We start from the raw sequence: 12,321 nt of genomic DNA on the forward strand, positions 1-12,321 counted from the left end.
CTTCGTGTCACCATCATGGAGGCCCGACGACGACCCCAGGAGCCTGCTCGTGAACCGCACCGACCGCCTGTACGCGATCGCCGAGGAGCTGCGTCGCGTCGGCCCGCGCGGCACGACGAGCGCCCGTCTGGCGCGGCTCTTCGAGGTCACCACGCGCACCGTGAAGCGCGACGTCAGCGCGCTCCAGCAGGCGGGCCTGGCCGTCGTCGCGCAAGCGGGAGCGGGAGGCGGCTACGTGCTCGTCGGGGCGACGCTCCCGCCCGTCGCCCTCACACCCGCGCAGGCCGTGGCCCTCGCGCTCGCGGTCGACGCGCTGCCGCCCGGCAGCCCGTTCGGCGTCGACGCCCGGACGGCGCGCGACAAGGTGCTCGACGCGATGCCGGCCGCCGACCGCGCCCGCGCCGTCGCGCTGTCCGAACGCGTGTGGACGCGATCCGACGCGGATGCGACGAGCCGCCCGGCGGCCGCTGCCGGGCCTACCGCGGGGACGCGGGCACCCGACGGGGCGCGGGCACCCGACGGCCTCGCGACGACCGCGCGGGCGGGCGCCGACCGTGACGCTGCCGGGACGCCCGCCGCCGTCGTCGCGGTCGCCGCACCCGGGGTGCTCCGGGCCGTCGAGGACGCGCTGTCCCGTGAGCGGGTCCTCGCGATCGAGTACACGGGCGTCGCGGGTGCGACGTCGCAGCGTCGCGTCGAGCCGATCGTCCTCACGCGCACGCACGGCCGCTGGTACCTGGCCGCGTGGTGCCGCACGCGCGACGACGTGCGGTGGTTCCGGCTCGACCGCGTGCGCCGGGCCGACGTCACGGCTGAACCCTACGAGGCACGACCGGTCGCCGTGGTGGGTGAGCCGCCGGACGACGCCCGGCCGGTGGGGCGCCGCCCGCACGACGGCTGAACCCCCGGGCAGGTGTCGGTGCGAGGCGGCAGACTTGCCGCAGGCACCCGGACCCGACCGGGCGACGATCGGCAGGGGGGTCGATGGGATCGATGGACGAGCGCGAGGCGCGCGAGGTCAAGGCGCAGGTGGGCGACTACGTGCGGGAGCTCGCGCAACGTCGCGTGCAGGTCCAGGACATGCACGCCGCGACCGTGCCGATCGCGCTGGGTCTCGCACCGCTGGCCGGCGGCGGGTACGGCGTCGCCGTGCGCTACCGCCTGGGCGTCCCGGCCGTGCGGAGCATCGCGCGCAAGGTGGCGGAGCAGGTCGGGCCGGCCGCCGACGTGCGGCGCACGGGACGGATCCGCACGCTCGCGGGACCCGGCAGCGGTCCGTCGGTCACGCCACGCCCGCCCGTCGTGACGGCCCGCTCGCTCGGTGAGACCGGTCGCGTGCGGCCGCTGCGGCCCGGGGTCTCGATCGCGCACGCGAAGGTGTCGGCGGGGACGCTCGGCGCGTTCGTCGTCGTCGACGGCCGCATGCACGCGCTGTCCAACTACCACGTGCTGTCGGGCACGCCGTCGGCACGCATGGGCGACCCGATCCTCCAGCCGGGACCAGCCGACGGCGGCCGCACCTCGCGGGACAAGGTCGGCGAGCTCGCGGGTCGCGTCGAGCTCGAGCCGCACGGCCGTGCCACGGTCGACTGCGCGGTCGCGCTGCTCGACGACCCGGAGGTCGACCTGCACTACCCGGTCGGGCTCGTGACGACGACCGCCGTCGCGGTCGGCAACGAGGAGGTCGCGAAGATCGGCCGCACGACGTCGGTCACGCACGGCAAGGTCACCGCGATCGAGCTCGACGACGTCGTCGTCGGGTACGGCGAGGAGCTCGGCGAGATCGCGTTCGACGGGCAGATCGAGGTCGAGTCGACGGGTGCGTCGGCGTTCTCGCGCGGCGGCGACTCCGGGTCGCTCGTGTACCGGGAGGACGGCGTCGCGCTGGGCTTGCTCTTTGCGGGTTCGGAGACCGGGGGCGAGAATGGGTCCGGGCTGACCTACCTCAACCCCATCGATGCCGTGCTCGACGCCCTCGGTGCGACGCTCGCCACCTGACCCTGCCCCGGCGAGCGGCCCGACCTCCGCGGTGGCACGGCGGGAAGCGGTGCAGCATGGCGGATCTCGAGCAGGCGCGCGCAGCGAAGGAACGATTGCGTGCCGACCTCGCCGGGCGACCAGACGTGCGGGGGATCGGGATCACACCGGACGGTGACGGCTACCTCCTGCAGGTGAACGTGTCCGCCCGCGGGCGGTCCGCCGAGGTGCCCCGCGCGGTCGACGGCGTCGCCGTCAAGGTCCGCGTCGTCGGCGCGATCTCGGCGAGCGCCTGAGCCGAGCACCCGCAGCCCAGCGCCCGCAGCTGGGCGCCCGCAGCCGAGCACCCGCAGCCGGGGGCCCGGCCGCCGTGGCGACCGGACCCCCGAGGACTGCGACGCTCAGGCGAGCGAGCAGGGCTGACCGTTGAGCGCGACGCCCGTCGGCTGACCCGGCGCGCCGCTGCTCGACCCCATGAACCCGAACGTCACCGCGCCGTGGTGCGGGATCGTCCCGTTCCACGCGGCGGCCCGCGCGGTCACCACGGCACCCGACTGGGTGGCCGAGCCGTTCCAGGCCTGCGTGACCTTCTCGCCCTTCGTGAAGGTCCACACGAGCTGCCAGCCGTTCACGGGCGTCATGGACTCGTTGGAGATCGTGACGTTGCCGACGAACCCGCCGGACCACGCGTTCGAGACGTCGAACTTCACCGAGCACGAGCCCGCGGGCGTCGAGCCCGAGCTGAACGTGAGCGTCGAGGACCGCGCGGAGACGTTGCCCGCGGCGTCCGTCGCCGTGACGTAGACCGCGTACGACGTGCCGGGCGTCAGGCCCGACAGCGTGGTCGCCGTCGAGGTCGGCCGCGCGAGGACTGCGCCCGTCGTGGCGTCGTGCACGGTGTAGCCGGTGACGCCCACGGCGTCGGCCGACGCGGCCCACGTGAGGGACGCCGTCGTGCCGTCGACGGAGGCGACCGTCGGCGTGCCCGGAGCGGTGGGCGCCGTCGTGTCCACCGGGTCCGGGTCGCCGGGGTCGCCCGGGTCGGTCGTGCCGCCGCCGTCGAAGACGACGTCGGAGCAGTTGTAGAACGACTCGGGGCTGTCGGTGCGCTCCCAGATCGACAGGATCACGTGCCGGCCGGTCTTCTGCGGCAGCTGCGCCGTCCAGTAGTACTCGGGGCCGGTCGGGCCGCCCGAGCGGGTCGGCGGGTTGAGCACCCGGTCGAACGGCGCGGGCTCGAGGTCGTCCCAGCCGATCGGCTGGCTCGGGTCCCAGCCGTCCTTCGTGATCCACTGCGTCCACCAGCCGGGGTGCGGGACCGTCGCCGCGTACTGGAACGTGATGCGGCCGCCCGACTGCAGCTTCGTCGTCGGCCACTGGGTGCTCGGGGTGTTGAACGCCGCGAACTTCGCGTCCGGCGCGCAGAGCTTGCCGTCGGGGATCGTCTGGTGCTGCCCCGCGATGGTGCCGAGCAGGTTGCCGTACCAGTTGTAGAAGGGGTACGGGTTCGCGGCGAGCGCCTGCTGGCAGATCGGGTTGGTCGGCAGCATGTTGCCCGCCTGACCGGCGGCCTGCCCGCCGGCGAGCCCGTCGAGGTAGCACGCGTACGTGCGCGTCTGCGGGTACGTGAGGCCGCCGTGGGCCTCGGCGCGCGACGCCGGCATCGCGACGACCGTCGCGGCGGCGAGCCCGGCGATCGCGGCGGCCACGAGGGCTCTGCGTCGCAGGGCGGTGACGGTGGACATGGCGGGACTCCTTCCGACGTGCGGCGTCGTCGCCGCGGGGCGCCCTCCTGCCGGCGGCCCGCCGGGTCGCGCGGCCGCCAGGGGGCAGGGTGGGGTCAGGCTGGCCGCGCCGGCCGAGGACCGACAACCCGGCGAATGGTTTCGGGCGCGGGCCGCCGACCAGCGCCGGGGTCGCGTGCGCCTCACCCGTTCGGCGCAGCACGATCGGGGCAATTGGTGGCGCACCGGGCGGCCGGCGGGCCCGGAACGACGCGGGGCCGGGGTGATCTCATGCACCTCTCATGCCCTCAACTGTTCGGACAGGTGTCCGAGGGACGATGATGGGCGCGTGACGCGCCGGGGGACCGCCGAGGGGACCCGCAGGGACCATCGGTCCGCTGCGGCGCTCGTCGGCGTCCGGGGTCTGGCGACCGCGGCGCACCGTCTCGACCGCGGCCGCACCCTCGACGACGTCGTCGAGGTCGCCGCGTCCGTCGGTGCCGAGATGCTCGGCGCGAGCTCGTTCGCGGTCCTCAGCATCGAGCAGGACACCGCGCGCGTCGTGCGCGTCCACCCCGAGCCCACCGACCCCCGCGTCGTCTGGCGCGTGCGTGCGTCCTACCGTGCGGACGACCGCCCCGCGCTGCGCCGGCTCATCCGCGACCGCGTCAGCTGGGTCGCGCACGCGGTCGACGTCGCGGGACGCCCCGTCACGGCCGCCGACGACGGCGCGGGCGACTCGGTCGAGGTCGAGACTCTGCGCGAGATCGGCGGCGCGTCCGCGCTCGCGTCGCCCGTCGTCGTCAACGGCACCGTCTGGGGTCAGCTGTACGCGATGCGCGAGCTCGGGTCCCCGCTGTTCGGGGTCGACGACCTGGCGCGCGCCGAGGTCCTGGGTGCGCTCCTGGGCGGCGCGATCGCGCGCGTCGACCTCGAGGGGCAGGTCCGTCACCTCGTCGCCGACGACCCGCTGACCGGCCTCGCGAACCGACGCGTCGCGGACGCCGCGGCCGAGGCCGCGCTCGAGTCGGGCCAGGAGACGTGCATCGTCATGTGCGACGTCGACGGCCTCAAGCGCGTGAACGACGAGCTCGGCCACGACACCGGCGACGACCTGCTGCGATCCGTCGCGGACGTCCTGCGGCGCGCGTCCGACGCCCTGCCCGGCACCACCGCGGCCCGCATCGGCGGCGACGAGTTCTGCCTCGTCACGGTCGGCCGGCGCCGGGTCGAGGTCGCCGAGGTCGTCGCCGCGACCGTCGCCGAGTTCCCCCTGCCGCACGGCGCCGCGATCTCCTACGGCATCGCGACGACGGCCGTGACCGGTGCGACGTCCGCGCGCCACCTGTTCCGGCAGGCCGACATGGCGCAGTACCGGGCCAAGCGGGCCCGCGCGCGCGCCCTGCGGGCCGCCGCCCCGACGACCGCCGACCCCGCCGTGACGGCGGAGCGCGTCGTCGTCGCCGGGACCGCCGCGATCGTCGCCGCGCAGTCCGGCATCGTGCCGCGCCTGTGCGCGCTCGCCGCCGCCGCCACGGAGACGCTCGGCGGGGCCGGCTGGGCCGTGCTCATGCGGCGCCCTGGGGAGTCGCCGGACGGTCCGGCGTCCGCCGTCGCGCGCGGCGGGGCTCCTGTCGACGTGACGCAGGCCGAGTCGTCGACGACGGTCGTCGAGCACGGTCCGTGGGTCGTGGAGATCGGCGTCTCGGCGACGGCCGCGACGGGCGAGGTCGTCGACACGTCGCTCGACGCGCTGGTCGCGGTCGCGGTCCTCGGCGCGTCCTGACACTCGCGACGTCGCGCACGTCCTGAACGTCGCGCCCTCTCGCGTCTCCTGACCGTCGCGCCTCCGTCTTGCGGCGAGTTCGTCAGGTCGTGCCGGGTTCGTCATCTCGAGCTGACGAGCTCAGCAGGAGGTGACGAACCCGGCGACGGGGGACCGGCGGCGGCCGGGGTCAGGGGTCAGCCGTGCAGGGGGAGCGTGAGGCTCGCGGGGGCGCCCTCGACGACCCGGACCGGCACGCCCCAGTCCTGCGCGTTGAGGTGGCACGCCGGGTACTCGACGGACGGGTCCGCGTCGCACGACGCCGCGTGCGCGGTCACGTGCAGCACGCCCTCGCCGACGGCCGGGTCGAGCCGCAGCGCGCGCGTGAGCGGCACGTCGTCGCCCGCGCCGTCGAGCAGCAGCCCGGGCGGTGTCGAGGACACCTGCAGGCGTGTCGACGGACCGAAGCGGTCGTCGTACTTCTGCCCGGCCGCGGGCGTGAACACGACGTCGAGCAGCACGTCGCCGGGCGCGAGGTCGGTCACCGGCCGTTGCGTCCGGTGCGCGCCGCCGTCGACGACCTGGCCCGCACCCGCGGGGAGCGCGACGCGCGTGACCCGGTGCGCCGCGGACTCGACGACGAGCACGTCGAGCCCGCCGTCGCCGGCCACGCCCCCGGGCAGGACCAGCAGGCCGCTCGGCTCCGCGAGGTCGCGCGCGACCGTCGTCACGTCGCCGGCACCGGCCGGCTCGCCGTCGGCGGGCGGCACGTAGCGGCGCACGGCGCCGTTGTACGTGTCGGCGACGAGGACGGACCCGTCGGGCAGCGCGGCCACGCCGAGCGGGTGCTGCAGGCGGGCCTGGTCGGCGCGCCCGTCGCGGTGCCCGAAGTCGAACAGCCCCTCGCCGACGGCGGTGTGCAGCGTCCCGTCGGCGGGGTCGAGCCAGCGCAGCGCGGACGTCTCGGAGTCCGCGACCCAGACGCGCCCGTCGGGTCCGACCGACAGCCCGGACGGCTGCGCGAGCCACGCGTCGGCGCCCGGGCCGTCGAGCAGCCCCTCGTTCATGGTCCCGGCGACGTGCCGCAGCCGCGTGCCGTCGAACGTCCACAGCGTGTGGTTGCCGGCCATCGCGACGACGAACGCGCCGAGCGCGGCGGACCAGACGACGTCCCACGGCGACGACAGCCGCACGTCGAGCGCCGGCCCGTCGTACCCCGCGCCCGTGCCGCCGCCGCGTACGTTGTCCGCCGCACCGACCATGAGCTGCTCGCCCGTGCCGGCGACCGTCGTCACGTGCCCGTCGGCGAGGCGCACGCCGCGCAGCGCGTGGTTCACGGTGTCGGCGACGAGGACGTCGTACCCGAGCGCGTCCCGCAGGTGCTCGGGCACGAGGGCCAGGCCGTTCGGCTCGCTGAACCGCGCGGCGTCCGGGCCGCCGTCGACGAGCCCGCGCTCGGCCGAGCCGATGCGCCGCAGCAGCGTCGACCCGTCCGCGGCGACCTCCGTGAGCGCGTGGTGCCCGGCGTCCGCGACGAGCAGCGACCCACCCGGGAGGGCGACGACCTTCGCGGGGAAGCGCAGCGTCCCGGCGGTCGGCGCGGGCGGCACGTACGGGCCGTCGCCCCGGTGCAGCGTGCCCTTCGCGTCGTGCTCCGCGACGAGCTCCTCGAGCAGCACCTCGAGGTTGTGCCGGTGCCCCTCGCCGGCCATCTGCGCGACGACGTAGCCCTCGGGGTCGATCACGACGAGCGTCGGCCACGCGCGCGCGGTGTACGCCGACCACGTGACGAGCTCGGGGTCGTCGAGCACCGGGTGGTGCACCTCGTACCGCTCGACGGCAGCCGCGAGCGCGACCGGGTCGGCCTCGTGCACGAACTTCGGCGAGTGCACCCCGACGACGACGAGCACGTCGCGGAACCGCTCCTCGACCTCGCGCAGCTCGTCGAGGACGTGCAGGCAGTTGATGCAGCAGAACGTCCAGAAGTCCAGGACGACGACCTTGCCGCGCAGGTCCGCGAGCGTCACGTCCCGTCCGCCGGTGTTGAGCCACCCCCGCCCGATGAGCTCGGAGGCGCGGACACGGGGCAGCCGGGTGGAGGGCGTCGCGGTCACGCCCCTAGTGGATCACGCGCGCGTGGCCTGACCGTTCCCAGGGTGCCGGTCGGACGCCCGGCCGACGGTCACTGGAAGCGCGACGCAAACGTCAGCCCGAGCGCGACGACCGCGGCGACGAGCAGCAGGACCCAGTAGCCGCGGCGGCGCCAGAACAGCGACGGCGGCTCGGTGCCCCGCTCGTCCGACGCGTCGTGCGGGACGGGCTCGTGGTCGGGGTTCTCGCTCGGCACGGGGCGCTCCGTCGGTCGGCGGTCGGGCGGTCGGTGGCCTCATCCTGCCGCGCGTCGCGACGACGACCAAGGACCGACGGCACTGCGGACGGCCGCGGGCGGCGGCCGGGACGACGGACGCCCGCCGCCCGACCCGTGGGGGTCAGGACGACGGGCGTCCGGGTGGTGCGGTGGTGCCGGTCGATCAGTGCGTGCCGCAGGAGACCGCGGTGACGCCCTGGCCGTTGCCGCTGCCGATGAAGCCGGCAGTGGCGGTGCCGCCCGCGGGCAGCTTGCTGTTCCAGTCGACGCTGGTCAGCGTGTTCGCCGCCGACAGGGTGCTGCTCCACGCCTGCTGCACGGTCGTGCCGCCGATCGCGGTGTGCCAGCCGGTGATCGCGCTGGAGCCGGCCTTCACGGTGACCTCACCGACGAACCCGCTGCTCCACGAGTTCACGACCTTCACGGTCGCGGTGCAGGTGCCCGGGCCCGAGGTCTGCGTGGGCGTCGGCGTCGGCGTCGGCGTGACCGTCGGGGTCGGGGTGACGGTCGGCGTGGGCGTGACGGTCGGCGTCGGCGTGACCGTCGGCGTCGGGGTCACGGTCGGCGTCGGCGTGCTCGTGCCGCCGATGTTGATGTCGGAGCACAGGTAGTACGGCTGGTCGAGGTGGCTGGCCTGCCAGATCGTGAACAGCACCGCACGGCCGCTGTAGCCCGTCAGGTCGACGTCGGTCTGGTACAGGCCCGTCGTCGGGTAGCGCCCGGTCTCCTTGACCAGGGTGATGTCATCCCAGCCGAGCGCCTCCTTCGTCGGGTCGTAGCCCGGCTTGGAGACGTAGATGCGCAGGTAGTCGGCGCCGTGCTTCGCACCGTCGGTGAGCGTGAGCTGGAACTTCGTCGGCACGTTCTTCGCGACCCACGGGCCGGGCGTGTCGAGGTAGTCGTACCGCGGCGAGAACGTCTTGCCGCCGGAGCAGAGCTGCCCGTTCGGGATGACGGCCTCGTGCCGACCGCCGACGTCCTCGCGGTACAGGCCGTTCCAGTTCCACATCGCGTTCGGGTCGTGCTGGTACGCGCCCCAGCACATGGGGTCGACGTTCTTCATGTTCTGGTTGAGGTGGTCCGAGCCCCAGACCTCCCAGCACCGGTAGTTCCGGGTGGGCGGGTCCGTGACGGAACCGTGGGCGGAGGCGGGTGCGGACGTGACGACGGCGGCGCCGATGGCCACCGCGACCGCCGCCAGGGCGGCGAAGAGCGTGCGTGGGCGTGCACGGACGGTCATGGTGCGGGTCTCCTCTCGATGCGGGACGGCCCCCGTGAGCGCGTCCCGGCACCGGCCTCGCTGCCAACCCGCCGAGGTCGCGTCCCCCTAGGGGCTCCACCCTGCGGACGACGTGCCCTTTCGGGCCACCGTCTGAAGCGATTCGGGCGCCACTTTCGACAGCGGGTGGCGCCCCGGTGACCAGCGACGGTGGCCTGGGACGTCGCTGGGCCCCGCGTCGTCGGCTGTGCCACGATCCGGACATGACGGTGGGGTTCGTCCTGGGCGGCGGCGGTGTGCGCGGCGCCGTGCAGGTCGGCATGCTCCAGGCGCTGTTCGAGGCGGGCATCCGGCCCGACACCGTCGTCGGCACGTCGATCGGTGCGATCAACGGTGCGGCCGTCGCGGCGGACCCGACGCCCGCGGTCGTCGAGACGCTCCTGGAGGCGTGGGCGTCCCCGGCCGCCGCCGCCGTCTACGGCGACTCGTGGCCCAAGCAGCTGCGCCGGCTCGCCCGGTCGAAGACGCACCTCAACGACCCCGCGCCGCTGCGCGCGCTGCTCGAGGAGATGCTGGGCGCCGACCGCACGTTCGAGCAGCTCGAGGTGCCCCTGGCCGTCGCGGCGGCCTCCATCGAGCGGACCGCCGAACGCTGGTTCGACAGCGGTCCGCTCATCCCGGCCGTGCTCGCGTCGTCGTCCGTGCCCGGCGTCCTGCCGCCGACGAGGATCGGCGACGAGCACTTCGTCGACGGTGGGATCGTGAACTCCATCCCGCTCGGCGAGGCCGTGGACCGCGGCGCGACGACGGTGTACGTGCTCCAGGTCGGACGGATCGAGGAGGCGGTCGTGGCGCCCGAGAAGCCGAGCGACGTCGCGCGGGTGAGCTTCGAGATCGCGCGCCGGCACCGGTTCACGCGCGAGATCGAGCGCGTCCCGAAAGGCGTGGCGGTGCACGTCCTGCCGAGCGGCGGCCCGGCACCCGGCGACGAGAAGCTCGGGTCGTACCGGCGGATGGACGCGACCCGACGACGCATCGACGCCGCCCGCGAGGCGACGCGCGCCTACCTCGAGGCCCGGTCATGACCTGGCGGCTGCCGCCCCGGTGGGTGCGGCGGGTCGTGCTGGCACCCGCGATCGTCGCGCTCGCCGTCCTGCTCGTCCCGACGAGCCTCATGCTGATCCTGCTGGTGCTCGGTGCGGTCACGTGGGCCCTGCCCGGGCGGCTGCGCGTCTCGCGCGCGCTCTGGATGGCGAGCTTCTACGTGCTGTGGGACGCCGCGTGCCTCGTCGCGCTGCTCGGGCTGTGGATCGGGTCCGGGTTCGGGTGGGCGATCCACCGCCCGGCGTTCGAGCGGGCGCACTACCGGCTCGCCCGCCGCATGATGCAGGTCCTGTTCTGGCAGGTCCGCTGGACGCTGCGGCTGAGGATCGACATCGTCGACGCCGACCTCGGCACCGTCCTCACCGGGCAGCCGATCGTCGTCGCGAGCCGGCACGCCGGACCCGGCGACTCGTTCATCCTGGTCCACGCGCTGCTCAACTGGTTCGACCGCGAGCCGCGGATCGTCCTCAAGGACACCCTCCAGTGGGACCCGGCGATCGACGTGCTGCTCAACCGCCTGCCCACGCAGTTCATCACCCCGCGCAAGGCCCGCCGCGACGGTTCTCCGGGCCTGGCCGCGGCCGTCGGTGACCTGGCCGACGGGCTGGGACCCCGTGGCGCGCTGCTGATCTTCCCCGAGGGCGGCAACTTCACGCCCCGACGACGGCGCGCGCGGATCGACGCGCTGCGGCGCGAGGGCCGCGACGAGCTCGCCGTGCAGGCCGAGCAGATGACGAACGTCATGGCGCCGCACGCGGGCGGGGTGCTGTCCGCGCTCGACGAGGCGCCCGACGCCGGGGTCGTGTTCGTCGGGCACACCGGTCTCGACCGGCTGGTCACCGTGCACGACATCTGGCGCGAGCTGCCCATGGACAAGCGGATCGTCATGAAGGGGTGGAGCGTCGCGCCCGCGGACGTGCCGCGCGACCGCGTCGCCGCCGAGGAGTGGCTGTTCGCCTCGTGGCTGCGCATCGACGAGTGGATCGAGGAGAACGAGCCGCCGGTCGACGCCGACGGGACCACCGGCCGCCCGGTGAGCGGTCAGACCGCGTCGAGCACGTAGACGCGCGGGTGGTGGCCCTTCGCGAACACCCGCAGCGTCTCGCGCACGGACCACAGCGCCGACGCCTCGCGCAGGCAGCGCTCCATGACCTTGACCTCGTGCGTCACGACGACGCAGCGCGCTCCCGGTGCCGCGGCCGCCCGTGCGGCACGCAGGACCCCCGCGTGCACGTCGACGGCCGACGCGTGGTCGCCGTGCAGCCCGCTCCACGGCGGGTCGACCAGCACCAGGTCGGACGCGCCGGCCTGCCACGGCCCGTCGGGACCGGGGGCGCTCGTGAGGACGTCGGCGGCGACGAGCGTCGCGCGGACGTGCGCGGCGGCGAGGTTGGCGCGGGCCGCGTCGAGGGCCTCGGCGGACGTGTCGACACCGACGGCGCTCGCGGCAGGCCCGGCCAGCAGGCGCTCGGCGAGCAGCGTGCCCGAGCCGCACATGAGGTTGAGCACGCGGTCCTCGTCGCGCACGCCGCCGAGGCGGACCATCGCCGCCGCGATCGTCGCGTTGAGCGCACCGGGGTAGTCGGCGACGCGCCACGTCCGGGCGGACAGCGGGCGCGGGCCGACGCGTACGAGCACGTCCCAGCCGGGGTCGACGTCGGCGGCGCGGCCGCGCGCGTCGTCAGGTCTCGACCGCGCACCCCTGGCCGTCGGGCGTGCGTCGCCGGTCGGGCGTGCGCCGCGACGCACGCGGATCACCAGCTGACCGTCGGCGGGGTCGTGCAGCAGGCCGGTCGCGTCGTGCAGCAGGTCGGCCAGGCGGGCGAAGACCGCGGAGTCCGACCCGGCCGCCTCGAACCGGAACGACGACGAGCCCGCGACGCGCAGCGACGCGTAGACGGCGTCGACGATCCGTGCCAGGTGGTCGCCGCTGGTCAGCGACCGTGGGCGGGGGACGTCGAAGTGCAGCGACACGTACGCGGCGACCGCGGTGCGCAGCCGCAGCACGTCGGCGAGGGGGCCGTCGAGACGGACCGCGAGCGCGTCGTCCCGACCGGCGACGTCGACGGGCGCACGTCGCGGAGCGAACACCTCGACGACCTCGTCGTGCAGCACGTCCCGCAGCCCGTCGAGGTAGGTGAGCTCGACCAGCGTCCCGGTCGGC

The 12,321-nt window shown here is 75.1% G+C and carries 11 protein-coding genes; 6 read left to right on the plus strand and 5 right to left on the minus strand.

The window, feature by feature from the left end; translation table 11 throughout:
* Positions 1 to 49 precede the first annotated feature (49 nt).
* The 3 genes from OMK64_RS13465 (at position 50) to OMK64_RS13475 (ending at position 2,273) form a co-directional block, all read left to right on the plus strand.
* A complete protein-coding gene (locus tag OMK64_RS13465) occupies positions 50 to 901 on the plus strand; it encodes a helix-turn-helix transcriptional regulator (protein WP_272728890.1) in 852 nt (283 codons plus the stop codon).
* 83 nt (positions 902 to 984) lie between these two features.
* Positions 985 to 1,998, plus strand: coding sequence for a chymotrypsin family serine protease (locus OMK64_RS13470; RefSeq protein ID WP_272728891.1), 1,014 nt, complete (start codon positions 985 to 987; stop codon positions 1,996 to 1,998).
* 56 nt (positions 1,999 to 2,054) lie between these two features.
* Positions 2,055 to 2,273, plus strand: coding sequence for a hypothetical protein (locus tag OMK64_RS13475; protein WP_272728892.1), 219 nt, complete (start codon positions 2,055 to 2,057; stop codon positions 2,271 to 2,273).
* A gap of 105 nt (positions 2,274 to 2,378) precedes the next feature.
* Here the strand turns inward: OMK64_RS13475 and OMK64_RS13480 are convergent, their stop codons facing one another.
* Positions 2,379 to 3,722 carry a lytic polysaccharide monooxygenase gene (locus OMK64_RS13480; RefSeq protein ID WP_272728893.1) on the minus strand — a complete coding sequence of 448 codons (1,344 nt, stop codon included), beginning with the start codon at positions 3,720 to 3,722 and terminating at the stop codon, positions 2,379 to 2,381.
* A gap of 328 nt (positions 3,723 to 4,050) precedes the next feature.
* Here OMK64_RS13480 and OMK64_RS13485 point away from each other — a divergent pair, with 328 nt between their 5' ends.
* On the plus strand, positions 4,051 to 5,487 hold the full coding sequence (locus OMK64_RS13485; RefSeq protein ID WP_272728894.1) for a GGDEF domain-containing protein: 1,437 nt from the start codon (positions 4,051 to 4,053) through the stop codon (positions 5,485 to 5,487).
* A 176-nt stretch (positions 5,488 to 5,663) separates the two neighbouring features.
* On the opposite strand, the gene OMK64_RS13490 is transcribed toward OMK64_RS13485, so the two are convergent.
* The 3 genes from OMK64_RS13490 to OMK64_RS13500 form a co-directional block, all read right to left on the minus strand.
* Positions 5,664 to 7,580: an NHL domain-containing thioredoxin family protein gene (locus OMK64_RS13490; protein ID WP_272728895.1), complete on the minus strand. Its 1,917-nt coding sequence runs from the start codon at positions 7,578 to 7,580 to the stop codon at positions 5,664 to 5,666.
* A 68-nt stretch (positions 7,581 to 7,648) separates the two neighbouring features.
* On the minus strand, positions 7,649 to 7,813 hold the full coding sequence (locus tag OMK64_RS13495) for a hypothetical protein (RefSeq protein ID WP_272728896.1): 165 nt from the start codon (positions 7,811 to 7,813) through the stop codon (positions 7,649 to 7,651).
* A 184-nt stretch (positions 7,814 to 7,997) separates the two neighbouring features.
* Positions 7,998 to 9,074: a lytic polysaccharide monooxygenase auxiliary activity family 9 protein gene (locus tag OMK64_RS13500; RefSeq protein ID WP_272728897.1), complete on the minus strand. Its 1,077-nt coding sequence runs from the start codon at positions 9,072 to 9,074 to the stop codon at positions 7,998 to 8,000.
* A 242-nt stretch (positions 9,075 to 9,316) separates the two neighbouring features.
* Here OMK64_RS13500 and OMK64_RS13505 point away from each other — a divergent pair, with 242 nt between their 5' ends.
* The gene (locus tag OMK64_RS13505) at positions 9,317 to 10,138 is read left to right on the plus strand and encodes a patatin-like phospholipase family protein (protein ID WP_272728898.1); all 822 of its coding nucleotides are present in this window, start codon (positions 9,317 to 9,319) and stop codon (positions 10,136 to 10,138) included.
* Positions 10,135 to 11,220, plus strand: a complete 1,086-nt coding sequence (locus OMK64_RS13510) for a 1-acyl-sn-glycerol-3-phosphate acyltransferase (RefSeq protein WP_272728899.1) — start codon at positions 10,135 to 10,137, stop codon at positions 11,218 to 11,220. Before OMK64_RS13505 ends, OMK64_RS13510 begins: the two co-directional genes overlap by 4 nt.
* Here OMK64_RS13510 and OMK64_RS13515 read toward each other — a convergent pair.
* A complete protein-coding gene (locus OMK64_RS13515) occupies positions 11,199 to 12,272 on the minus strand; it encodes a methyltransferase (protein ID WP_272728900.1) in 1,074 nt (357 codons plus the stop codon). The genes OMK64_RS13510 and OMK64_RS13515 overlap by 22 nt on opposite strands.
* Positions 12,273 to 12,321 lie beyond the last annotated feature (49 nt).

Origin of the sequence: Cellulomonas fimi (genome assembly GCF_028527925.1) — a bacterium.
GTDB classification, from domain to species: domain Bacteria; phylum Actinomycetota; class Actinomycetes; order Actinomycetales; family Cellulomonadaceae; genus Cellulomonas; species Cellulomonas fimi_C.